A 22,713-nucleotide genomic window follows, 5' to 3' on the forward strand; every position below is an offset into this window, starting at 1 on the left:
GGGTTAGAGAATGAAGAGTAGCATTAATCTTGTTTCTCTTGCGGTCACCCGCGATCGTTCTGCTCAAGCATTAGCACAGGCAACACAATGGTTTCTTTGACTCAAGAACAGTTGCGTCAGTTTCACGAAGATGGGTTTTTGATCGTCGAAAACCTGCTGGATGAAGCTCTGGTCGATCATCTAGTGGGGCGAGTTGAACCGCTGTTTTCGGGCGAGTTTGAAACGGGCGTTTATCCCGATGAGTGGTACTGGAATCCATCGTTGGGGTTACCGGGCGCATCGGGTCAAATGAGCAACGTTTGGAAGAGCGATCGTACCTTTGCGTCAGTGGTACTGGCGGCTAAAGTTGGCAAAATTGCGGCGGCTCTGGGGCAATGGAGCGGCTCTCGTCTTTTGAGCGACAGCTTATGGATGAAACCCTACGGAGCCACCGAAACCACGCTCCATCAAGATTCCATGTATTCCTTTTACCACACCCCCCAGAAGCTAGTCACCTGCTGGATTGCGCTCAGCCACGCGGTTCGGGGAGCAAGCACCATTGAGTATGTGCGGGGTTCTCACCGTTGGGTGCTATCGGATGCGGTGCCAGAGTTTCATGCACCCAGTCGCAGCTATCGCTGGGAGATGGAGCAGGCCGCTAAGCGATCGGGCGTTGGAGCACCAGACGTACTGGAACTAGAGATGAAACCAGGCAGTTGTGCGTTCCACCACGGTCATATGTGGCACGGCTCCGGCAAGAACCAGATGCTGGGCGTTATCCGACGCAGCCTGGTAATGGCGTATATTCCGGCAGAATCTCGCTTTAAGCCTACAGGCGCTTATGTGCCAGGAGGCTACATTGCCGGACGCTACAAGCGCTTTGGTGATGACACGATGGACGAAAGCTTTTTCCCGATCGTGTGGCAAGAAGATGGCTACCGCACTCCCTTCCTAGCGGGATATTGTGCGGATGCGCTGACAGAACAGCCTCCGCTTGTGCTGGCTTAAAGCGTATGGGTGTGGATAGATTACAGCCGTTTTCATTTGCATTCACCCCACCCCACACCCTACACCCCATACTCATATTCATAGGACTGTGGCTTCCAAATCAGTAACCGCTGTATGACACATGTGCCCGTTCAGCTTAGCGACGAACAAATCCATCAGTTTCGAGAAGACGGATTTTTGATTCTAGAGAAGTTTTTGGATCTGGCGGTGGTCGATCGCATTGACGCTCGGCTCGATCCGCTCTTTGCCACTCAGTTTGAGACGGGTGTTTACCCCGATGAATGGCACGGACGACCCGGATTGAGTCAGCCAACGGCGACCCGCCAGATGTGCGGTATGTGGCGCTGCGATCGGACGGTGGCTAGCCTTTCGCTCTCAGCAGAAGTGGCTCGGCTGAATGCAACGCTGGCAGGCTGGAGCGGGGCGCGGTTGGCAACCGATAGCTGCTGGATTAAACCGCCCGGTGCGCCGGAAGTATCGTTCCATCGCAACAACACGGCGTTTGCCTGCATCAATCCCACGTCTGTGGTGACCTGCTGGATTGCCCTCAGCGATGGAACGCCTTCAGCCGCGCCATTAGAGGTTGTTCCTGGTTCGCATCAATGGCGTTGCTCCGACCAATTTCGCTTTCTTCATGCGCCTAAAGAGGATTATCGGCAATTGCTCTGGACGGCAGCAGAGGAAGCAGGGATTGACCAGCCTGAAAGTCTAGCGATAGCTATTCCAGCAGGGAGCTGCGTTTTTCTAGATGGCAATCTGTGGCACGGTTCGGGGAGAAACATCACCCCTGACCAGACCCGTCGAAGTTTCGCCATTACGACGCTGCCAGCCGAGGCTCAGTTTGACCCTGCTGGAACAGGCCCAGGCTACATTTTTAGCCGTTACCGTCGTATAGGCCAGACGGAGATGGATGAGAGCTTTTTTCCTATCCTTTGGACACAGGCGGGCGATCGTACATCCATGCTTGCAGAGTATTGCAACGATGCACTGGTCAATGCCTGATTGGGTCTATGCCCTCAAGCTAGCCTCTTCTTTCAGACCAGGTAAGACAGCCTTGTAGCCAAACGAGGGGGGTTAGTGCGTTGGCCGACTCGTCAAACTATCGGTGAAAGGCTCAATCGCATGGGGTATCGCCTCAAGAACACACAAGACCAAGCCCGTAAAAAAGATGCCGCCAACCGATTGCCCTTTTCGCCCATGTCTTCCGAGCAAATCGCGCAGCCGATGACATCGGACGCCATGACTGTGCATACCGATTTAAAGAATGACGGCTACAGATCAATCGTTGGGTAGGGGCAAGGCAATGCCTTGCCCCTACAGGATGTGTCGCATTTTCAATTCAAATTGGTATGAGGATGTAGATCGTCCTGATCTCGATACATCTGATATAATCAGCAGCCAGTAAACGTTGATAGCACGATCGCGGCATGACTATTGAATCACGACTAGAAACGATTGATGAGCGGCTTGCTCAATTAGTAGTTATTGCAGGTGAGCTAGTCAGAGCGTCAGTGCATCAGCGTGAAAGCATTGAAGGACTGGCCTCAGGGATGGGGCAACTGATAGAGTCTAATACTGAATTCAGAATGGAGCTGGCTGAACTGAAAGCAACGACTCAAAAGCAGGCTGAAACAGCAGGGCTTCAGCAGCAAATGATTGAGCAGTTAATTCATCAGAAAGAAGCACCGTAAAGGCAGGTTGCCGTCTCTACTTCTCTGACACCACCAGGCTTGAGGAGGCCGATCGCCCAAATTCCTCTGGGGCATATTCCAGATGAGCTTCGGCACCGGGGTAGAGGAATGTGCCTGGAGTGACTGAGCGGACGAGGTAGTGCAGGGTGTACACGCCGGGGTCGAGTTTATCACCGAAGGCAACGACGCGATCGTGGTAGATGGTTTGGTAGCCTAACTGCCAGCTATCGCCCTGCGCTTGAAAGTAGGGCGTGGTCGTCTGGAAGCTGTTATCGACGGCTTCAAACCCTGCGGGTAGTGGATCAGTCACCACCACATGATCGACGGGATGATCGGTAATGATTTCCAGCCCAATATCGTAGACCTGCCCGACGGAGACGGTGAGCGGATCGGGTGCGTATAGCCCTGTTTTGTACAGCACCTTGTCTTCGTTGGCGGGACGAATGGTGCGGGTGACGCGCAAGCCATTCAATCTACCGGGTTGGTTGCCCTGAAGCCGGTAGCGGTAGGCCACCAGATAGTGCAAGATGCCCTGACCTGTCTTTTTGAGGGTCAGGTCGTTGCGATCGCGCGGAAGATCTGCCATCTTCACCGATACATCTGCACCAGGGGTACGGTAGCCTTCAAACTTAGCGGTACTGAGCGTTTTGCCTGCCAAGGTTGCCGTTGCCTCAAAGCTGGGTGGCGTGGGCTGAAGCTTGCTGTATTCAACTAAAGCCGTCAGTGCTTCCGCGTTGTCGTGAGTGCCCTGCCAGGTACCGTTACGTCGCTGCGAAAGAAGACCTTTGAGTAAGCGATCGAGGTCTTCAGACTTGGCATTTTGAGCAATGAAGAGCCGTAACGACTGAGCCTGAGCAGTCGTTGGCGAATTCAGCCACCGCCAGTTAGGAGGCAGATTGATAGTGGCGTTGCGTCCCGTCTGGTAAATGGTTTCCTGAAGCTGGCTCACCATCCCTTTGGCTTCTTGCTGCCACTCTGGGAATTGGGCCAGGTACCGCGCGAGTTTGATCTGGCTAACCGGATCAAGCTGGTTGCGCTGGCTGTAAAGGTCGGAGAGGAAGTCATTGCGTCGATCGCCCAGCGCTGCCAAAGCTATCAACGTTTCCAGCCGTACCTGATTTTTGCAGAGGGCTTCTTTGCAGTAGTCGTACTGTCCAGGGTCGGCAAGGAGTTTTTTGAGGTAGGGGGTTAGGGGAGTTTTGAGTTTTGAGTTTTGAGTTTTGAGTTCTGAGTTGGGGAAGGCGCGATCGGTGAGGGCGATCGCCTGGGCGGCGTAGGGGGTGACGAAGGGGTCGGATGTCTCCTGACTGGGATAGGAGGCGAAACCACCATCGGGCTTTTGAAGGGCTTGCAGGCGATCGAGTGCTTGGGTTGCCTGTTGTTTTGAATCAAAGTCAGCAAACGCTTGACCGTAGGTTTGGGCGAGGGTTTGCAGGTTAGCGGCGATCGTCAGTTGGCTGGCGGTAGGTTCCAGGAAGGGGAGATCGTTTTCGTCTAACACCTGTTTAGCGGGAGCAGATAGCGTCGGCATCAGGCTGCTGGCAAGGGAAAGATCCAGTCCTCCGGCATCGGGTGCCACGTTTTTATCCACATTCAATGGAATGGTGGCTTGATCGGTGGTCGTTCCCGCTTCTACCACCTGTTCCGTCACGTCGAGCGGTTTGATGTCGAGCGGCACTTCAAAGGCATCGGTGGCATTCCCAAGCTGGGTGGTAAATTTCACTTTTGCGTCGCCTGTAGACTGCACGACCACTGGGAAGCGATAGGCACTGGTGCCCGTTGCTGCCTGCGCCTGCTGCTGACCAGAGGAGTTGTCCAGCTTCAGCGGATCGGTGACGGAGCCGTTAACCGCCAGATTGCCCGTTTGTCCAGCCGTATTTGTAACCGAAACGCCTGCCTGGAAGCGATCGCCCGGACGCACAAACTGCGGTAACAGGGGGTTCGCAATCAGCGGTTTCGTCGTGACAAAGGTGGTGTCACTATTCCCGCCGAAATGCAAGTTCTCATCGGTGGCAACTGCCATGACGCGCCAGGTTGTGAGGTCATCTGGCAGCTTAAATTTGACCGTCGCGTTGCCGATCGCGTCTGTTTTCACTGAGCCGTTGTAATATGCCAGAGCTTTAAAGTCGGTGCGAATGCGAGTGCCGCCTGCGCCATTAGAAGCACCTCCCCCATAGCCCCACCCTTTTTCGAGAGGAGATGCCTGCGGTTGCAGGACGACATCGGGTCGGTTGTCGCTCAAACGAATGGAAACAGGCTGTTCGGCATAGACCGTCTTCACCAGGTCAGGCGGACGGTAGCCGCTGAGTTGCAGCACCGCTTCATTCACCACCATGAGCGTCACCTGTCCTTTGGTAGCCTGTCCCTGGTTCGTGACTCGAAGTTGAATGGTTTGTTCGTCATCTGGTTGAAGGCTGGGAGTAACAGTCGTTTCAACGTTGAGATATTGAGAACCCAAGTCAGTTTCAAACGGCGCAAAGCCAATGCGGACGAGTTTATCTAAACTGCCGGGTTCTACCTGCTCCAGCGGTTTGCCCTGGCGCACCAGCACGGCTTCGACCGCCGCATTGGGTAGCATCTCAGGTGTCACCTGGAACTGGACACTGGGCGCACTGCCCTGCACTTTAGTCAGGGTTTTGTAGAGGGTATCATGGCGCACGATCGCAAAGTACAGTTCACCGTCGGGATAGGGTGATTGAATCAGCGCAGTTGCCGTTTCGCCCACTTGATAGTGCTTCTTGTCGAGCTTGATTTCCAGACGATTATTGCGGTAGCGACTGCCCCAACTGGCGGCGGTATCCCCTGTTGCCCAAAGCTGCACATCCGTCGCGCTGACTGGGTTGTTGTCTCCAAACGTCGCACGCACGCGGTATGACCCGGAAGTCGTCGGTTTCAAATTAGCGCTTTGTGGACTGGCATCTGACTGGACATCAGCCGTAGCAACGGTTTTGTGTTCCACCTGATCTTGCTGGGTGCGGCTGCCTTCCACCAGCTTCGACACGCGGCTGTAGGTCATCTGCTGGAGCTCCAGATGCACTTTTTGATTCAAGATTGGGGTGCCAGCGGGGTCAGTGACAATGACCTTGACCGGAAAATCCTGCCCTGCCGTTGCCACAAAATCGCTTTGTAGCCCAATCAGCTTGTCGGTTGGCAGCGCCAAAAAGGTTTTGGAGTCGGCAACCGAAAGATTCGACACATCTGAGACCTGAGCATCGACGCGATAGGTCATGGGATAAGGCAGATCTTTGTCGATCGCCACGGTTTGACTACTATCCCCGGTTTTGCTCAACACCTGATTAGTTTGCAGCACGTCCGTCGTCACCGTAGGCGCTTCTTCGGGCCAGAACCACTGTTGCCCAAACGCAAAGCCATCCCAGCCTTTGGGTGCAAATTCTGCTTGCTTGCGCGTGACGTAGTATTCGACTTTGCCACCTTCTACAGGGGAGCCAAAGAGGTAATTGCTCTGGGTCTTGGCGGTAATGATCTGACCGACAGAGGCGATCGAGGAAAAGTTTTGAGTTTCAAGTGTTGAGTTTTGAGTTGAAGCACTGGGTTCAGCGGCTTTGCCGCCTTCTAAAGTCAACGCGACTTTAAAGTTCGGGGGTTTGAATTCGGCAAGGCGAAATTCACCTGCAATTTCAACCTCGTTCGCGTTCTTGGCGAGAATGGCGTAATAGCCGAGGGGTTGATTTTTGCCGATCGCCCATTCTTTAGAAAACGTGCCAAATTCGTTGGTAGTTTCGGTCCCCAGACTAGTTTCCTGACCGTTGGAGTCGCGCAGGGTGAGGGTGTAACGGGCGTTTTTGTCTTGTTTCAATGCGCCGTTTTGCAAATAGTAAGCCGCGCCCGTGAACCAGGCCGTTTCGCCCGGTTGGTAGAGCTGGCGATCGGAAAAGATAATGCCTCGTGAATCTGGCTTACTGCTCTGCCACCCGGCATCCACGCCGTACTCATAAGCACCGCTGTACTCCAGAGTGCGTGTAAACGCCCAGTCCTTGCCTTCTTGCGCCACAACCAGCAGCTTCGGTGCATCGGTAAAGCGCCCTGCTCCGCCCATGCAGGTCTGCAAGGCTTTACTGTCGAGTAACAGAGTCCCGGTCTTATCGGTTTTACCTGTAGCACAGGCACTAGGTTCAGGCTGATCTTTTGCGTCTAGCTTCGATTGGTAGATTTGCACCGTCGCATTGGCAACCGCTGCACCATCCGATAGATGGCTCACGCGTACCATGCCAGCTTCGGGGAACCATTGGGCAAAGACACCCAGGTTAGTCAGTTGCACCAAACCATATGTAGTCGGTTCGCGCCATTTCTGCTGATTGCCATCCTGGTATTGATTGGTACGCGCCTGTACACCGTAGGCCAGCATTCCGGTTGGGCCACCTAACTGTTTTTGCAGCGGTACGGGGAGGTCGATCGCCTGGTTCTTTTGCCCCTTCATAGACGTACTCTTCCAGGCTGAGGAACTGGGCAATAACCCCTTGCCGTTGTCGCTGGGAAAGGCAGAATCGGCATAGACCAGATCCGTGGGCTGCACAACGGTAAAGGCCGTTTTGTAGCTAGACAGGTTGACCGTCGAAAGATTGAGTTGAAGGTTTTTGCCCGTTGGAAAGATATTCAGCCCAGAGGGTGCCCACAGGTCAGCCGCGACATCGCCCGTGGCGTAGTCGATCGTCATTGGCTTGCCGAGTGTTTGCCCATACTTATCTTTAAGGTCAGCACCCAACTTCACGGTGTACTTTGTCGCAGGGTCGAGTGCCCAGGGGTTAAGGGCAACAATGCGATCGCCCTCGTAGACGCGCACTAAGGGAACATCTTTTTTAGGGGCAGGCTCGACGGTAATCTGGGCGATCGCAGCTTCTGCATCCACCTCGTTGTTGAACTCTAACTGCCCGCTGCCATTCACAAAGCGTCCCGGAGTGCCGCCAGCATCGGGTTGTCCGTAATAGCTAATTTTCTGAAATGCTAGCGGTGAATAGGTTTCAACCTGACTCGCAAACACACTCTCACTCGCCACATTACCTTTGGCAGACATCAATCCTGACGTGATTTGCAAGCGATAGCGAGTGGCTTTTGCGAGAGACTGTTGGGGTTCGATCGTGTAGATCCAGTCACGCGCAGATGGATCAAACTGTTCGGTGGGTGATTTTGTTTCAGGGTATTCTTCTCTGACTTTCTCTTCACTCTTCTCCAGCGCCACATGGAGTCCAACCCCGTTCTGGTCGTTACCTGGTGTCAGCTTTACATGGTCTTTGAGCGAGGTTAAATCGAGTTCTGTATTGGATGTAAATTTGAGAACGGGCTTGAGATCGAGTGGCTCTACCGCTTCGCCTTGCGGTGCGCCTGCAACGGGTGTACCAGGCAAGTTGGTAAGCTTAAGCGGTTCGGTATTGAACGTCCAGGCAATATCTTGACCCAGGCGATGCTGCTTGAGGTCTGCCAAACCTGCTTTGAGCGTCACCTGCACGCGGGTGGCTTTGGGAATGGCTTGATCACCCTGAAACCCGACCATACGCGGTGTCAAAAAGCGCCACTGACCAGGCAGCGGGGGCACCAGCTCAAACTTCTTCAGCAAATCTTGTGGTTCTTTACTCTCCAGGCTTTCAACGGGAAGCAGCGGTTCCTTAAAGCGAACGCGAATTTGAGCGGTAGTAGCGGCCTCGCCCGTAGGGCTAATCTGCTCAATCCAGTCGGGTAGCTTAGGGGCGGCTAGAGCAGCAACAGAGGGCTGGGGGTTTGCGATCGGGGTAATGTTCGCAACGCTACAGCCTTTGATGGCAAGAGCAACGCATAATGCTAGCACAACAAACCACGGCTTGATGCCATTGCGACTTCTCATCACCACTTTCCCCACTGTGTCTCCGATCGCGGTCGGCACATCGCCTGCCACCACATCATTCCTACCCGCAAGGATGGGGCAATTCCCCGTATTGGCTATAAATCTTTACTATCAGGGCTGGCGAGGAACCGTAGTAATGCCACTATCACTCCGGTTCCTGGTGAAATAGAAAAGACTCGTCCTAGCAAAGAAGCAGGAGCTTAGTTGCGCGATCGATCACGGAAGCCAGGGTTAAGGCTTAAGGCATAGGGTTGCAGCACGTCAGTTCAGTTAAAATACGGGTAAGTAGCCGAACGCAATTCACCTGGCTCACTCGTGGTAGCAAGAGAAGCGAGTAGTGATTGCGGGTTGCTTACTTAAAGCAGCATTCTACTAACTTGAAACTAGTGGCAAGTTCTAACCTGTGATTAGGAGGTTCGCAAGATGTTTCGTACTGCTGTATCTGTCCTCTGTGCGATCGCCGTTCTTGCACCGACAGCGGCATTTGCCGGCGATCGACACAATCGTGGAGCTTACGATCGTAGTAACTATGAACGCAAGTCTTACGGTCGGTCTTACGACAATCGTCGCGATGTAGAGCGCATACGGACGATCGACTTTTACCGGAATCGGGACTTTGATCGGCGCGATCGGCGCGATTGGGAACGGCGTGAAGCCGAACGATCGCGCTACTGGCGCGATCGCCGCGATGACCGTTATCGCCGAGACTACGATCGCGATCGTTACAATCGACCCAGCGTCATTATCTTTCCGCGTATCTCGTTCTAGAATGAGCGCCTGCTGTGAGTTCAGGCTGCATCGCGGTTAGCAACAGGCGGCATCTACCAACAGGCGACAACATCGGCACGCCTGAAGCAGACGACCTGAACTTTACTTAGGTGGTGCTAGCGGGGGACAGGTTTTGTAACTAGGCGACGTTTTATCAAAATTGCACTGGTAGATAGTGCTTTTCTGCCAGCTCGGCGGAATTTCTAAGAGATCCCGTGTGCCTGTGATTCCCTGCCCAAGAAAGAGCAGAAGGGCGAAACAGTTAAGCACGACGTGGGTCGTCCGCCAACGATTTGCCCGATCCTGATAGATGTCGCGCACGATCGCCAGCGAAAACACCATCAGCAGCGCCGCGACCAAGCCGTAGTAAAAGTGAGACGCAAACCAGGCATTATCCAAACGGTAAACCCCATCCTGGAAGCCAAGCACCACAACACCAATCCCGGTTAGGGTTGCGAAGACGCCTCGCCAAACCTTATCTTGTGCTCGATACAAAAAGACTAGTGACGCGATCGTCGCCACGTAAAGGAGCACAATAAACGTGACTTTGAATGGCTCTTTACTCAGCAGATCTTTCTCCTGAATGTTAGCAAAAATCGGATGAGTGATGCCGAGAAAGTAAACGCCTACGACCGCACCAGTCAACCAGCGGCCCAGTTGTACATGTTCTTGCCCCACTCCAGGGGGAATTTTACTTTTGTTTTGTGCTTTTACTTCCAGACGACGCTGACGGGTCTGCCACGCCATCCTAAGCACCATGCCAATAAGCGGAAACACGATCGTCACGGCGATCGCTGGATGTAGCAATAGGACAATATCGTCGGGATTCAGATCCATACAGCATCACCTAGAACACTCAAGGATGTTAGCAGAGTATCAGCCAAATCTGAGAGACGGCTGAGTGTGGAAGGGTAGAAGGCAAAAGGCAGAAGGCATTCCTGGATACTCGATGAGTGCGGCATACTAAGTTCATGCAAATGGCTTGATTCTCAGCTCAATCCCTTAACTTGTCACCAACGCCCTTCCCCTTCTGCCCTCTCACATGCCCAACGTTCAGCACTGCTTAAAAGTTTAAGAACTTGTTAAAAGATGACGACAACTGAATTTCTCTAGTTAACGTGAGAAACAAGATACCTCCTAACTGCGTCTCTAGCCCTGTGGATGACACCGCTGCGTCACTCCGTAGGGCTTTTATTTAGTGTTGCCCGCGATCGCGTGATGTCAATGATGATCGCGCCGCCGAAATCTGGAATGGGTGCAGCAGGCTTAGACAACCGTACTTGAACTTGCTGTACGGAAGCGGACTCTGACGGTGAGGTGGGATACAGCACGGCGTCAGCGATCGCGGTTGCGAGACGCTCTAGCAAGGTGAATTTTGAAGTTCTAACCAGCACCTGCACGGTCGCAATCACGGTGCGGTAATCGAGCGTATCGCTTAGACGATCGCTCTGTCCGGGCAGCGTCAAGTCCAGCCACAGTATTAGTTCCACTTCAAACCACTGCCCTAAGACTTGCTCCTCTGGTAGAGCACCTGTATAGCCATAGCAGCGAATGCCGCTGAGTTGAATCCGATCCATCAGTTGAGTTCTGGAGGAAGCAAAAGACATTGAGTGAATGGCTGGAGGGTTAGCAAATCACTGCCGTGCTTGACGGTATCAGCGCGATCGCAGCTCAGTCCTTACCCAGTCTACGGTCTTACGGTTTGAGATCTCTTGATCAAAAAAGGTTGACAGATTGACTCTAGTTTGAGAAGCTAAAGATCGTCTGAATTTCGCGGGTGTAGCTCAGTGGTAGAGCGTCACCTTGCCAAGGTGAATGTCGCGCGTTCGAATCGCGTCACCCGCTTCCCTCAGAAAAGTCAGAAAGAACTCCCGCTAGTTTCCAGTGGGAGTTCTTTCATTAAGCAGCTAAACCTGCGCTATCGAATCATAAGCCTATGCGCCAACCGCCTCTTTCGCGGCGTAGAGTACTTCAGCGGTGATGATTTCGATATTGCGATCGCGCGCAAATTTCTCGGTATTCCGCTTCACCTTACCGCGTACAAACCCAGGGATTTTGTTGAGTTCTGCCTGCCCATCCTTACTCCAAGCCAGGTCAGAATCGGCAGAGATGCCTTTGGTGATGCTTTCTTTGGTATCGTGACCGCCAAAGATTTCGAGCAGATGATCTTCCATACCCAGCGTGAAAGAGTTGTAGATCAGATCTACGAGTTGATTGGTGCCTTCGTAACCGAGGAAGGGCTTATAGCCGATCGGGAAGTTTTGGACGTGAATGGGGGCAGAAATCACGCCACAGGGAATATCCAATCGCTTGCCGACGTGGCGTTCCATCTGGGTACCAAAGATGGCAGACGGTTCCACACGGGCGATCGCGTCTCCTACTGCACCATGATCATCGGTAATCAGCACTTCGTCGCAGTACTCGCTGACCTGTTCGCGGAACCAGGCTTCGTCATACTTGCAAAAGGTGCCTGCCCAAACGACATGAATGCCCATTTCGCGGGATAGCACTTTGGTAATGGCTGCTGCATGGGTGCTATCGCCATAGACGACCGCTTTTTTGTCGGTCAGGTTCTGGCAGTCGATCGACCTTGAAAACCAGGCGGCTTGCGAGACGTGCAGAGTTTGCTCATTGATGTAGTCTTCGTAGTCCACGTTGGCACCTTGCGCGTTCAGAATCGCCTGAATCTGGCGGATGCAGCGTGCCGTTTCCACCACACCCATCGGTGTAATGTCTACAAAGGGAGTGCCAAATTCTTGCTCCAGATACGCGGCGGATAGGGGACCCAGTTCGCGGTAAGGCACCAGGTTGAACCAGGTGCGGGACAGATTTTTAATATTGTGAACCGAAGCACCTTCGGGAATGACTTCGTTGACTTCAATGCCCAGGTCTGCCATCAGGCGCTTTAACTCGGTGCAGTCGTGGTTGTTGTGAAAACCAAGGGTGGAGATGCCGAAAATGTTGACGCTGGGTTTCTCGGTTTTGTCTGTAGGCAGATCGCCTTTGCGACGTGCTTTCTCGATGTAGAACTGCACGATCTGCTGAAGGGTACGATCGGCCGCTTGCAGTTCATTCACGCGGTAGTGGTTGACATCCGCCAGCATGACATCGCCTTTGGACTCGATCTGAGCGCGTTCAACGAAGTTTTGCAGGTCTTCTTGCAGAATGCTGGAGGTGCAGGTGGGTGTCAGCACAATCAGGTCGGGATGCTCTTCGGCATCTTTGCGCGTGATGTTGTCTACCACCTTCTCTTGAGAACCTCGCGCCAGCACGTTGCGATCGACCACACTGGTCGTAACCGGGGTAAAGTTGCGTTCCCGTGACAGCATGGAGCGCATGACGTTGAAGTAGTCATCGCCGATCGGCGCGTGCATGATGGCGTGGACGTTCTTGAAGGAACTGGCGACGCGGAGTGTGCCAATGTGGGCGGGACCTGCATACATCCAGTAAGCCAATTTCATAGAGTACCTCGGTTGGGGTGTGGGGTGTGGGGTATAGGGTGTGGAGTGTGCCTCAACCCTTAGTCCTGCTTTAGTGCCGCAGCACGATCGCGGAGCCGTAATCGCTTATCGATTTTCTCAGACATCTCGCGTTCTGATAAGCGGCCTATTCAGTAGCTTGAGGTTTTGTCAGCACTGCAAATCACTTGAACGCTCTGCTGTAGTTACGTTTCAGCGCTGGTTGAGCAACTAACTCACATCTTGGCTTGTCATCATTCTTAATGCTGACGCGGTGCTGTAAAACCTTGTAACACGGGATCTTCTTGCAATCGCTATTCATACGCTTTGCTGCGATGGCGTACTGCAATGATGTCAATTGTGTTGGATTTGTCATCAAGGCTATAAAGCACTCGGTAATCTCCCACTCTGATGCGCCATGTGTTTTCACTACCCACTAATTTGCGGCAACCAGAAGGACGTGGCTCGTTTCTCAAAGCTTCGATTCTCGGAAAGATGCGATTCACCAATGCGGCATCTAATGCCTCTAATTCCTTTCGAGCAGATCGAGAAAATTTAATCTGGTAAGCGTTTTCACCGCTAGTCACTCAGCTTTCCCTGTTCCAGTAGACGCTGTTTTACATCTTCCAGCAGTTCTCGCGGTTCATCCTCACGCGATCGCGCCAACCACGCATCATAAATGTCTTCCCAAAGCTCACTATGCTCCTCTAAGTCAATGACTACAGCCGTTTTGCGACCCTGGCGATCAACCAAAAATTGAATCCCTTGCATGGCTTACTGCATCGAGTTAGGTGCTTAAAGTATAGGCGATCGCCCAAACCACTGCCTCTGTTAGCATAGAGTCGCTTCTTGAGCAATAGAATTCCACCAACCCTGCAACGATCTTTATCCCTCATGACGTTCCGCAAGATCTACTAAGCTGAGTCGATTCAATGGTCTATTTATACCTGTTATCTGTTAATAGTTGGATCAAGCACTAGAATGCTTGAAACTCCCTTAGTTAGTGATCATGCTGCTCAGTCTTTGGTGAGGGCGTATTGCGAAATTAGCTGTTGATGCTTGCTACTTCTTATGTTTTGGTTAGGTGAACCGTGAGTGTTGACGATATTGTTAAGCTATTCGATGCAATCACAAAATTGCTCAACGTCCTTATCTGGCCGGGAGTACTTTTGTTCATCCTGATCCGGTTTGGTCGAGATTTGCGTGAGTTTTTCTCCAGCTTAGGAGAGCTATCGCTTAAAGGGGCTGGATTTGAAGCTTCTTTAAAGAAGAAACAAGCTGAAGTGGTTGCTGCGTTGTCTGCTGCTGCTGCGTCAAACCCTGATGGAGATAAGACTCGTGAAAGCGTTGCGAAAGAGGCGATGATTGCCGCAGATGTTGTCGCTGAGGTTGTTACGCCTCGCACCATAAGACGTGCGAGTAGATCAACAGTCCTTTGGGTGGACGATAACCCCAATAACAATAGCTACGAGCGTCAAGCACTCGAAGCGCTAGGCGTTAGTTTTGTATTAGCAATATCGACAGACGAGGCGCTAAAGAAAATTTCTCGCCAACGGTTCGATGCAATTATTTCTGACATGGGGCGACCGCCTGATTCTCGCGCAGGTTATACGCTCCTCGATAAGCTACGCTCTATTGGGGATCAAACTCCATTTATTATTTACGCTAGTTCAAGGAATCCGGAGCATATTGCGGAGTCACGCCGTCATGGTGCTATTGGATGTACTAACAATGCAAACGAGCTGTTTGAGATGGTGTTGTCTGCGTTAGGCCGCGCTGTATAAAACCCTAAATGCACATCAACTTCTAAAAGGTTATCTCCGACAGGATATTAAAAACGTTTGGAAGCATTTATGTATCAAATCACGAGTGATTACGCTCAAAATAATTTTGATGAGATTCTCGATCGCGCCAGTCAAGATCCTGAAGGAGTGGCGATCGTACAGGCGAACAAAAGCTTTGTGCTAATTAGTCAAGAAGAGCTTGAAGCCTTAATTGAAACGGTTGAATTGCTTAAAGATCCAACCTTGCTGGAGGATATTCAACGAGCACGCCAAGAACACAGTCGGGGTGAGATTCTAACAGCCGATCAGGTATTCGGTTGAAGGCATGGAATCGTTTCAGGTTCTCTTCTCGAAGCAAGTTCAGAAGGATATTGCTTTACGAATACCGAAGCAAAAAGAGAAGTTTCAGCAAGTGGCGCAGCAAATTCTGGCTGTGAATCCTTATGCTGGAAAAGCTCTGAAAGGAGAACTAAAAGGACTATATTTCTATAGGCTCAATCTAACTGATCGTATTGTTTACGAAATTCTAGAAGCGGATAAAGTAGTTTTCGTTATTGGAGCAAGAACCCACTACGGCGATTAAGCGAAAGGAATCAGTCACTCGCGATCGCGCTCAAAATAACTTTGATCAAGAGCCATTTTTCCAGTGAATGCCTTGATGTGGTGCTGGTTAACGGAAAGGGAAATAGTTTAGGTCAGGCAGTTTGACCAATCAGTTGATGCCAGATGTGCTTGAGGGTTTGGTTAACGAGCATTTTTTCTTCGATCGAACAGTCGAGTTTGTCGATTAGGGGTGTAATTTGGGCAGCCGTTGCAAGCGGGATGCCGTAGCTAAGCAAAACTGTTTGGTAAGACTGGTTGCGGTACGCTTTCACCGGGTCATGTCCTTGAGCTAGCTGTTCCAAATAGTCAGTGTCAGACATACCGAGATCGACGACAAGAGGCTGATGAGTTGACATAACAGTATTGGTAGTAATGGCACGATCGCATATCACCCTTTGAGTCAGACGTGCATTCAAACTAGAGTGCCCTTGAACGTCGCGAAGCCCTTGAAACGGGCTGCGATCGTACGAAGGTTTCATCTATCTAAAGATAGAATTACACGAAAATCTGGTGCCTTTACTACCAATGGCTCACGACGCAACCCAGCGCTTCAAGGTCGAGATAATCGGCAGCAAAGGCTCGACGCAGCAATGGTGAAGGAATAAATTCGTCGTATTTTTGGAGTTTGGGCGCTTCCTCTTCAGTCAGTAACTCGTCTGCGCTCATCCGGCGATCGCTCAGGGACTTGATTTCGTGATACAAGCTCACCGTGCTGCATTTACCCATATTGACCACCAGAAAGTAGGGCGATCGTCCCATCACGCCTTTAATTTTCAGCGTGTCTCGGCAGTGCAGGCGCAAGAAGCGTTCCAGAGTGCGAACGGCGATCGTCCCTGCCCAAGGCAGAATGCAACAGGCGTTCCCTTCGAGCGGAAAGAGGTAGCTACTCTCTAGCCCTTCTTTCTTGGCGAGTTTGCGTGCCTCTGCTAAGCGCGCCCTGGCCCCAGATTGCAAATAAGGATACTCGATGTCTTCTAGCAATGCCTGTCGCATGCGTTGCAGTACGCGGGTATGGATATTGCCGCTGCTACCCCGCCAGGAAACGCTAGAGGTGCCGATCGCGGGTTTCACTTGAAGCACTTTGCGACGGCTGTTAACTTCCGTGACTTCCCAGATGCGTCCTGCCAAGGAGAGGCGATCGCCCACACCGGGCGGCACAACGACGGTACCCAGTTCGATGCCATCGCTCCAAACCGCATATTCTTCACTATCGGGAAAAATCGCGTAGAACTTAAAGTTTTTCACCAGACGTTCTGCGGCTAACCCAACAATCAGGCCGTTTTCTGGGGTGCGCTGAATGTGGTCTAGCTCAATCCAATGACGCAGTACCTGACGGAAATCATCCTGTGAGAGCGATCGAAAGGGCGGCAGGGTGAGAATGCGCTGTGCCAGAGCTGCGGGGGAGAGTTCACCCAGTGCGACGAGCGTACTCATGGTTTGCTGATACAGCAGGCTGAGAGGGTAACGCAGAGGGGCAATCGGCTCAATCCACTTTTCTTCTAAATAAAGCTGAATGACAGCAATGCACTGAAGCAACTGCCAAGGAATGCGTTCAGGTAACGATTCGCCGCCTGTGGGGTTGTCTTCAGCGCACACAAAGCGCATGTCAGCCGGACTGCCTCGCCTGCCTGATCGCCCCAGACGCTGCAAAAAGCTAGCAACGGATGGTGGTGCTTCAAGCTGAATCACGCGATCGAGCTGTCCCAAATCAATACCCATCTCAAACGTCACCGTAGCAGCGGTAACGGTGGGACTCGATGGGTCACGCATGGCGTTTTCAGCGGCTTCTCGCAGGGATGCTGCAATGCTGCCGTGGTGGACATGATACACATCAGGAAAGCCTTTTGCCTGAGCGATCTGCCGCAGAGACGCGATGACGTTTTCGGTTTCAGAGCGTCCGTTGGCAAAAATCAGGCATTTACGGGAATGACTTTGCTCGAATAAGTGATGCTGATAGGGGCTGAAGGCGGCATCTCGCGTATCGCCTCTTGCTCGCACGGTGAGGCTGGAGGTGTAGAAGTGTTCAAGCGCGAGTTGAATGGTGCGGGGTGCAGCAGGTAAATGCGGGGTGATGACGGGACGATCGGTACCCGATCGCAGCCAGTCCTCCGCCATTGCATAGTCGCCAAGCGTTGCCGATAGCCCAATGCGGCGCGGTTGGTTTTGGGTGATCTGAGCAAGCCGGGAGAGCTGACATAGGATCTGTGCCCCGCGATCGGAACCGATAAAAGCATGAATTTCATCAATGATGACAAAGCGCAACGCTCCAAAGAGACGATGCAATTCCGTATGCTTATTAATCAGGAGACTTTCTAGCGATTCGGGCGTAATTTGCAGAATGCCTTGGGGCTGCTTCAGTAAATTCGTTTTGCGGCTTTGCTTCACATCGCCGTGCCACGCCCAAACCGGGATATCGGCTTGTTTCAAAAGGTCGGTGAGGCGATCGAACTGATCATTAATCAACGCCTTGATTGGTCCAATGTACATGGCACCAATGGTTGTTGGCGGCTCGTTATGCAGCAGCGTCAGCACGGGTAGAAAGGCGGCTTCTGTTTTACCCGATGCGGTGCCTGCTGCAATGAGCAAGTGCGCGTCGGCTTTAAACAGCACGCGACAGGCTTCTACCTGTACTGGACGTAGATCAGTCCACCCCTCACTGTAGATATACTCCTGAATAAACGGTGCAAGATCATGATAAGGAGAGGTCATATCAAGTGTTAAGAACTACCTTTGAAATCGCTCGGTCTGTTATGTGAAACACATGGCTTTGGTGATGATCGTGACATGTCAAGGCATGGGTAAGTGCTGTATCTTTGCAAGCATTGACGTGCAGCTTCTAGCCTTTATGTCGGTTATGAAGCTGCGTTTAACTAAACTTAGTATTCTGTCGTATAGTAGCCTTGAATCATGCGTAAAAAGCAGGCTGTGTTTGATTTAGTCAGCCGTCAGCTGTCAGCCGTCAGCTTGGAGTTTAAAGCTGATAGCTGATAGCTGATAGCTAATGGCTAAAGACTAAGCCAGGAGCCTTTTCATAAAGCAAAGAGGGCCGCTGTAGTAGGGCTTTAGTGGCCCTGTAACCAGTGCGTTGTTGTCCTGATGCACATGCCTAAACGATCTTTCAATGGAGGGGATTGTGGCAGCGGAGCCAAAACAGATCGATAAGATGCCATAAGATAATTAAATTTTTTGGTAGCCATAAGTTTTTTGTGGGGTGAGCAGTATACTTTATACCAGTGTGAGTTTAGTAAGCCTTAATCGTTACTTGCTAAGCATCTGTTTTTCGGTTTTTAGGAGAGTCGAGATATGAATTTGATTGCATGGATTGTTTTAGGATTGATTGCGGGCGCGATCGCAAAGGCGATTTATCCTGGTACTCAGGGTGGTGGTATTCTGGCTACGCTTGCGTTGGGCGTGGTTGGTGCTTTTATTGGTGGCACATTGTTCACGTTATTAACAACAGGAACGCTTGCTTTAGCGGCTCCAGGCTTTAGCATTGGTGGCATCGTTGTTGCAATTATTGGCGCAATCGTTGCGATCTTCCTGTGGGGCTTAATTACCCGTCGTGCGGCTTAGAATGTAACGCGCTTGTAGGGGTAAAGCATTCAGCGATCGCCATTTAGTTGCAATGCCAAAGGCTTCCTAAGTGTGCTTTGTCCCTGCAGCAATTATCTCTATGACTCCTGTTGCCGTTCCTCTAGACAGTAAATTCAGCAAACTCATTTGTTTCTTCGATCGAAGCATTGCTTTGCATCTTCGATTGAGGAAATGTGTGGCTTTGCATCAACTGATTAAGCGTCATTTTAGGATGCTGCTGCAAGACGTTGAGGAGACCCATAAAATCGCGCACCACTTCACCCGGCGTGAGTAATGTGTCTGCACCGACTCGACTGGTCACAGCGCCTAAGAAGTCCTGTAGCTCTCGTTGCGTCAGTCGCGATGTGCTATCGTGATGCGCCGCGTGAATGTCTGACAGGCGTTGCAATAACCCCAAGATATCGTCCTTTCCAAGTGGCTCTAGCCAAAGAGCAGGGCCAGACACATCTTCAGTACCCACCGTAACAAAACGACTTTTAGCGGTACGACGCTGCCACGCTGGGTCACTGTATAGCCCTCGGCGCGGATCTTCCAGTAGTTGTGGGGTGCCTCCGATCACCGTGCCCAAGAAGCCGACTCTGCCCTGCATGGCATCGTTGAACATCGCCAGCAGCTTATCGTAGTTGTTTTGGCGGGCGATCGCGGTGTTGATTTTGTACAGATGAATGGCCTCATCCAAAACGATAAGCAAGCCCTTATAGCCAATATCGGCCACAAACCGGGCAAAAAGTTTGATGTAGTCATACCAGGTTTCATCGTCAATGATGACGCGTACCCCTAGTGCGGCCCGTGCCTCCGTTTTGGTAGGAAATTCGCCACGCAGCCAGCGCAGTGCGGCTGTTTTCTTGCTGTCGTCATCGGTGCGATAGCCCGACCAGTAAGCAATGATGACATTTGCAAACTCAAACCCGTTCACCAGATCGGCGACATCGCTCACCACTTCGCGGATTTTAGCTTCTACGTAACCATCAAAGCCGTCATCATTCGGTTTTTTACCTGTTTCCTGAGCAACCTGCGTTTGAATGCCTGCAATCCAGCGCTCCAGGATGATCGTGAGTGCACCCCCATCGGGACGGCTCTTGGTTGCCAAATTATGCATCAGTTCGCGGTAGGTGGCAACGCCTGCCCCATTGGCACCAGCCAACCGTCGCTCTGGTGTGAGATCGGCATCGGCCACAACAAAGCCCTGTTCCATCGCGTAGTTGCGCAGCAATTGCAAGGTGAAGCTTTTGCCTGCTCCATAGCGCCCTACCACAAACCGAAAGGCGGCTCCACCCGCTGCAACGTTATCCAGATCTTGCAGAAGGGCAAGCACTTCCCGTTCACGCCCCACGGCGATGTGCTCTAGCCCCACGCGCGGTACCACACCCGCACTGAGGGCATTAATCAGCGCAGTCGAGATTCGTTTGGACAGTTTGGGCGGGGACATAGGCGTTAAAGGGTTCATTTGTACCCGGTGCATCTGTACCAGGGCGATCGCTTATTCATCATAGTAAGACCTGAACGGAAATACTCCACGACTCGCTGTACGATTCATCGGCTGTGTGCCATCTGCTCCTGTCAGAAATGTTTGCAAACGCAATAAAACCTATATGGTAATTTCACGGTACCTTGTACCGAATTTTACTGACCGTTTGCTAGCGTATGACTAGTAGATCGTTCTGTCGATCGTCTGGCAACAGTTGCCCATTGAGCGGATTCCAACGGGATACCTTTGTCAATTGATTCAGTACAACCGCTGAGAAGAGTCTGATTTTAGGCTGGTTACTTTCTTCATACTTTTTCTCATGCTTGCGTTAAGCCCCATCGGCATCAGGTTGTTGAGTGAGTGCCACTTGCTTGTCGATCGCGCCAGTTTGAAGACTTCAGGTTCCATTAAAGCGTCCAGTTGAAGCGAAGCTTCCGGTTGATAAAGGATAGTTATGCATCAGTGCTCATACGGGCTGGGCTGGCAATGTGCTGATACATCGCCCTACAGCCCGCTTACAAGTAATTCTCTACCGAGAGCGCTCCCAATGAATCGCCCGATGACCGAGTGCCCTGCTCCTTATACGCTTTCAACTGTGTCCACTGCCACCACGCCAGAAGACTTGCAGGCAACGGTGCAGCAGTTGGCAACAGAGCTACAAGCAGAACGATACCTTAATCGTTTGGGACAACGGTTGAGTGCCTGCGTTTTAGCATCCCTTGAGGTTGATCGTGAGCTTGCTATTTCCGGTGCTGATGAGCCTCTAGCGCAAGTAGTGGTGGATGAGTTGAACCTGGGGCTGTCGCAAAGCTGTGCAATGGTGCTGCGAAGTGGGGATGCAACGAGTCATTGCATTGCCCCTTCTGCACAAACGCTGGAACCCTGTTTTACCGTGTGCGCGATCGCGGCAAACCACTCCCAAGCGGTGCTGGGAGACCCGTCTTTCCCCACGATGACAGCGTTGATGCCGTTTGTGTTGGGACAGACCTTATCCGACCGTGAGCTGCAAAGCTGGCAAGCCCAGTTCCCTGCTTGCGGCTGGCCCATTCTCGATGGCACGGCAGTCTTGGGCTGGCTGTTGTTGGCTCCTGCTGCGTCTGATTTTCAGTCAGAGGCGATGGACGAGATGGAATCGTTTACCGCGTGTTTGAACGCGCGTTTGATTGAGCAGAGCCTCGATCGCTATCGGTCTGCTCGGCAGCAGATTGAGCGCATTCAAGCGCAGGTACAGCAACGGCAAACCCTGGAAGTCTCCAACTGCGAACTGACTCAAGCCAATCAGTTGAAAAGCGAATTTTTAGCCAATACAAGCCATGAAATTCGCACACCTCTGAGTTCGATTTTGGGCTTTACCCATCTCATGCGTGAACAAGGGTTTAGCCCCAGCAACCTGAAGCACCAGGAGTATCTCAACATTATTTTGAGCAGTGGGCAGCACCTGCTATCGCTGATTAACGACATTCTCGATCTCTCCAAAATTGAAGCGAATCAGCTTGATTTGCACTGGGAAACCGTTGCTGTGCAGTCGGTTTGTCAAACCGCGATCGCCCTGGTACGAGAAAAAGCCAACGATAAGGGACTGGCGCTCAAGCTAGAGATTGCGCCTCAGGTAGAAACCCTTGTGGCCGATCCACTGCGGCTCAAGCAAATGTTGTTTAACTTGCTGTCGAATGCGCTCAAGTTCACCCGTCAAGGGAGCGTGGGACTACAGGTGACTGCCAGCGATGCGATCCATTTTACGGTTTGGGATACAGGCACAGGTATTTCCGAAGACCAGCAGCAGTTGCTTTTTCGGCCTTACTCACAGCTTTTGAATCCGGCTGCGAAACGGGACGAAGGAACTGGCTTGGGGTTGGCGCTGACTCAGAAACTTGCAGAACTTCACGGAGGCCGCGTCGAAATTCGATCGGAGCTTGGTCAAGGTTCGCGCTTTACGATCGTGCTGCCTCTGGAACCTGCTGCCACGGATGGCGATACGGCTCTCGCTGAATTGGCTCAGCCAATCTCACCATATTCACTGACCAGAGAGGGGCACGATCAAGGCCAGGTGTCTGATGCCACAGTTGCCAATCATGCTGAGTCTGATGGCTCAAGGGCAAACCCTTACCCACAAGCTGAAGTGCTTTCGCCTTCTGACAGATACATGCGATCGAACCATCTGTTGTTAGTAGAAGACAACGCTTACAACGCCAAGCTGCTACTGACCTATTTGAGCAAATTAGGGTATGAACTGACCTGGGTTAAGGATGGCACCGAAATGAGGCAGGCGCTTGCACGTGCGCTGCCAGCCCTGATCCTGATGGATATTCATCTTCCAAATGAAGATGGGTTAGCGTTAACGCATCAGCTTCAAACAGACGATCGCTATCGAACCATTCCCATCATTGCGCAAACGGCAATGGCAATGAATGGCGATCGTGACCTTTGCCTGCAAGCCGGAACAGTTGCATACATTTCTAAGCCCATTGATCTGAAGGCTTTAGCCAAACTGGTTGGTCAATACGTGAGCGTGTGCTGAAGGCAA

19 protein-coding genes and 1 tRNA gene are annotated in these 22,713 nt (G+C 51.9%); 11 read left to right on the forward strand and 9 right to left on the reverse strand.

Annotated elements, in window-relative coordinates; genetic code table 11:
- The first annotated feature begins 87 nt into the window (after positions 1 to 87).
- The 4 genes from AC5JLP_RS19875 to AC5JLP_RS19890 all read left to right on the forward strand — a co-directional run bounded on the left by AC5JLP_RS19875 (position 88) and on the right by AC5JLP_RS19890 (position 2,678).
- Entirely contained in the window at positions 88 to 987 is a 900-nt protein-coding gene (locus AC5JLP_RS19875) for a phytanoyl-CoA dioxygenase family protein (protein ID WP_496069679.1), read from the forward strand.
- Between the two features lie 114 nt (positions 988 to 1,101).
- The gene (locus tag AC5JLP_RS19880) at positions 1,102 to 1,989 is read left to right on the forward strand and encodes a phytanoyl-CoA dioxygenase family protein (protein ID WP_496069680.1); all 888 of its coding nucleotides are present in this window, start codon (positions 1,102 to 1,104) and stop codon (positions 1,987 to 1,989) included.
- 75 nt (positions 1,990 to 2,064) lie between these two features.
- Positions 2,065 to 2,280 carry a hypothetical protein gene (locus AC5JLP_RS19885; RefSeq protein WP_496069681.1) on the forward strand — a complete coding sequence of 72 codons (216 nt, stop codon included), beginning with the start codon at positions 2,065 to 2,067 and terminating at the stop codon, positions 2,278 to 2,280.
- A 134-nt stretch (positions 2,281 to 2,414) separates the two neighbouring features.
- Positions 2,415 to 2,678, forward strand: a complete 264-nt coding sequence (locus AC5JLP_RS19890; RefSeq protein WP_496069682.1) for a hypothetical protein — start codon at positions 2,415 to 2,417, stop codon at positions 2,676 to 2,678.
- Between the two features lie 16 nt (positions 2,679 to 2,694).
- Here AC5JLP_RS19890 and AC5JLP_RS19895 read toward each other — a convergent pair whose 3' ends face one another.
- Complete coding sequence (locus AC5JLP_RS19895; protein ID WP_496069683.1) at positions 2,695 to 8,565, reverse strand: alpha-2-macroglobulin family protein; 5,871 nt, start codon at positions 8,563 to 8,565, stop codon at positions 2,695 to 2,697.
- Between the two features lie 372 nt (positions 8,566 to 8,937).
- Between AC5JLP_RS19895 and AC5JLP_RS19900 the strand changes: the two genes are divergently transcribed.
- Positions 8,938 to 9,282, forward strand: coding sequence for a hypothetical protein (locus AC5JLP_RS19900; RefSeq protein ID WP_496069684.1), 345 nt, complete (start codon positions 8,938 to 8,940; stop codon positions 9,280 to 9,282).
- Between the two features lie 102 nt (positions 9,283 to 9,384).
- On the opposite strand, the gene AC5JLP_RS19905 is transcribed toward AC5JLP_RS19900, so the two are convergent.
- Positions 9,385 to 10,119 (reverse strand): DUF4079 domain-containing protein, encoded by a 735-nt coding sequence (locus AC5JLP_RS19905; RefSeq protein WP_496069685.1) that lies wholly within the window; start codon positions 10,117 to 10,119, stop codon positions 9,385 to 9,387.
- A 338-nt stretch (positions 10,120 to 10,457) separates the two neighbouring features.
- Entirely contained in the window at positions 10,458 to 10,859 is a 402-nt protein-coding gene (gene folB / locus AC5JLP_RS19910) for a dihydroneopterin aldolase (protein WP_496069686.1), read from the reverse strand.
- 196 nt (positions 10,860 to 11,055) lie between these two features.
- On the opposite strand from folB, the gene AC5JLP_RS19915 reads away from it, so the two are divergent.
- Positions 11,056 to 11,127 (forward strand) — tRNA-Gly (locus tag AC5JLP_RS19915).
- Positions 11,128 to 11,216: 89 nt separating this feature from the next.
- On the opposite strand, the gene bchB is transcribed toward AC5JLP_RS19915, so the two are convergent.
- The 3 genes from bchB to AC5JLP_RS19930 form a co-directional block, all read right to left on the reverse strand.
- On the reverse strand, positions 11,217 to 12,743 hold the full coding sequence (bchB, locus tag AC5JLP_RS19920; RefSeq protein ID WP_496069687.1) for a ferredoxin:protochlorophyllide reductase (ATP-dependent) subunit B: 1,527 nt from the start codon (positions 12,741 to 12,743) through the stop codon (positions 11,217 to 11,219).
- A 311-nt stretch (positions 12,744 to 13,054) separates the two neighbouring features.
- Positions 13,055 to 13,327, reverse strand: coding sequence for a type II toxin-antitoxin system RelE family toxin (locus AC5JLP_RS19925; protein ID WP_496069688.1), 273 nt, complete (start codon positions 13,325 to 13,327; stop codon positions 13,055 to 13,057).
- Positions 13,320 to 13,511 carry a hypothetical protein gene (locus AC5JLP_RS19930; RefSeq protein ID WP_496069689.1) on the reverse strand — a complete coding sequence of 64 codons (192 nt, stop codon included), beginning with the start codon at positions 13,509 to 13,511 and terminating at the stop codon, positions 13,320 to 13,322. Before AC5JLP_RS19930 ends, AC5JLP_RS19925 begins: the two co-directional genes overlap by 8 nt.
- A gap of 320 nt (positions 13,512 to 13,831) precedes the next feature.
- Here AC5JLP_RS19930 and AC5JLP_RS19935 point away from each other — a divergent pair, with 320 nt between their 5' ends.
- From AC5JLP_RS19935 to AC5JLP_RS19945, 3 genes are all read left to right on the forward strand, one after another.
- A complete protein-coding gene (locus AC5JLP_RS19935) occupies positions 13,832 to 14,524 on the forward strand; it encodes a response regulator (protein ID WP_496069690.1) in 693 nt (230 codons plus the stop codon).
- 69 nt (positions 14,525 to 14,593) lie between these two features.
- Positions 14,594 to 14,845 carry a type II toxin-antitoxin system Phd/YefM family antitoxin gene (locus AC5JLP_RS19940; RefSeq protein WP_496069691.1) on the forward strand — a complete coding sequence of 84 codons (252 nt, stop codon included), beginning with the start codon at positions 14,594 to 14,596 and terminating at the stop codon, positions 14,843 to 14,845.
- A gap of 4 nt (positions 14,846 to 14,849) precedes the next feature.
- Entirely contained in the window at positions 14,850 to 15,107 is a 258-nt protein-coding gene (locus tag AC5JLP_RS19945; protein WP_496069692.1) for a type II toxin-antitoxin system RelE/ParE family toxin, read from the forward strand.
- A gap of 112 nt (positions 15,108 to 15,219) precedes the next feature.
- Here the strand turns inward: AC5JLP_RS19945 and AC5JLP_RS19950 are convergent, their stop codons facing one another.
- Positions 15,220 to 15,606 carry a hypothetical protein gene (locus AC5JLP_RS19950; protein ID WP_496069693.1) on the reverse strand — a complete coding sequence of 129 codons (387 nt, stop codon included), beginning with the start codon at positions 15,604 to 15,606 and terminating at the stop codon, positions 15,220 to 15,222.
- Positions 15,607 to 15,646: 40 nt separating this feature from the next.
- A complete protein-coding gene (locus tag AC5JLP_RS19955) occupies positions 15,647 to 17,836 on the reverse strand; it encodes a DEAD/DEAH box helicase (RefSeq protein WP_496069694.1) in 2,190 nt (729 codons plus the stop codon).
- A gap of 594 nt (positions 17,837 to 18,430) precedes the next feature.
- On the opposite strand from AC5JLP_RS19955, the gene AC5JLP_RS19960 reads away from it, so the two are divergent.
- Entirely contained in the window at positions 18,431 to 18,700 is a 270-nt protein-coding gene (locus AC5JLP_RS19960; protein ID WP_496069695.1) for a GlsB/YeaQ/YmgE family stress response membrane protein, read from the forward strand.
- 121 nt (positions 18,701 to 18,821) lie between these two features.
- Here the strand turns inward: AC5JLP_RS19960 and AC5JLP_RS19965 are convergent, their stop codons facing one another.
- Positions 18,822 to 20,150 (reverse strand): ATP-binding protein, encoded by a 1,329-nt coding sequence (locus AC5JLP_RS19965; protein WP_496069696.1) that lies wholly within the window; start codon positions 20,148 to 20,150, stop codon positions 18,822 to 18,824.
- Between the two features lie 586 nt (positions 20,151 to 20,736).
- Between AC5JLP_RS19965 and AC5JLP_RS19970 the strand changes: the two genes are divergently transcribed.
- The gene (locus AC5JLP_RS19970; RefSeq protein WP_496069697.1) at positions 20,737 to 22,707 is read left to right on the forward strand and encodes an ATP-binding protein; all 1,971 of its coding nucleotides are present in this window, start codon (positions 20,737 to 20,739) and stop codon (positions 22,705 to 22,707) included.
- Positions 22,708 to 22,713: the final 6 nt, after the last annotated feature.

Source organism: Stenomitos rutilans, from assembly GCF_059505485.1.

What these genes read in the sequence shown, in the direction of transcription:
- AC5JLP_RS19875 (WP_496069679.1), top strand. Translation starts at nt 88, where the DNA reads ATGGTTTCTTTGACTCAAGAACAGTTGCGTCAGTTTCACGAAGATGGG.
- AC5JLP_RS19880 (WP_496069680.1), top strand. Translation starts at nt 1,102, where the DNA reads ATGACACATGTGCCCGTTCAGCTTAGCGACGAACAAATCCATCAGTTT.
- AC5JLP_RS19890 (WP_496069682.1), top strand. Translation starts at nt 2,415, where the DNA reads ATGACTATTGAATCACGACTAGAAACGATTGATGAGCGGCTTGCTCAA.
- AC5JLP_RS19900 (WP_496069684.1), top strand. Translation starts at nt 8,938, where the DNA reads ATGTTTCGTACTGCTGTATCTGTCCTCTGTGCGATCGCCGTTCTTGCA.
- AC5JLP_RS19905 (WP_496069685.1), bottom strand. Translation starts at nt 10,119, where the DNA reads ATGGATCTGAATCCCGACGATATTGTCCTATTGCTACATCCAGCGATC.
- folB (WP_496069686.1), bottom strand. Translation starts at nt 10,859, where the DNA reads ATGGATCGGATTCAACTCAGCGGCATTCGCTGCTATGGCTATACAGGT.
- bchB (WP_496069687.1), bottom strand. Translation starts at nt 12,743, where the DNA reads ATGAAATTGGCTTACTGGATGTATGCAGGTCCCGCCCACATTGGCACA.
- AC5JLP_RS19930 (WP_496069689.1), bottom strand. Translation starts at nt 13,511, where the DNA reads ATGCAAGGGATTCAATTTTTGGTTGATCGCCAGGGTCGCAAAACGGCT.
- AC5JLP_RS19940 (WP_496069691.1), top strand. Translation starts at nt 14,594, where the DNA reads ATGTATCAAATCACGAGTGATTACGCTCAAAATAATTTTGATGAGATT.
- AC5JLP_RS19945 (WP_496069692.1), top strand. Translation starts at nt 14,850, where the DNA reads ATGGAATCGTTTCAGGTTCTCTTCTCGAAGCAAGTTCAGAAGGATATT.
- AC5JLP_RS19950 (WP_496069693.1), bottom strand. Translation starts at nt 15,606, where the DNA reads ATGAAACCTTCGTACGATCGCAGCCCGTTTCAAGGGCTTCGCGACGTT.
- AC5JLP_RS19955 (WP_496069694.1), bottom strand. Translation starts at nt 17,836, where the DNA reads ATGACCTCTCCTTATCATGATCTTGCACCGTTTATTCAGGAGTATATC.
- AC5JLP_RS19960 (WP_496069695.1), top strand. Translation starts at nt 18,431, where the DNA reads ATGAATTTGATTGCATGGATTGTTTTAGGATTGATTGCGGGCGCGATC.
- AC5JLP_RS19965 (WP_496069696.1), bottom strand. Translation starts at nt 20,150, where the DNA reads ATGTCCCCGCCCAAACTGTCCAAACGAATCTCGACTGCGCTGATTAAT.
- AC5JLP_RS19970 (WP_496069697.1), top strand. Translation starts at nt 20,737, where the DNA reads ATGAATCGCCCGATGACCGAGTGCCCTGCTCCTTATACGCTTTCAACT.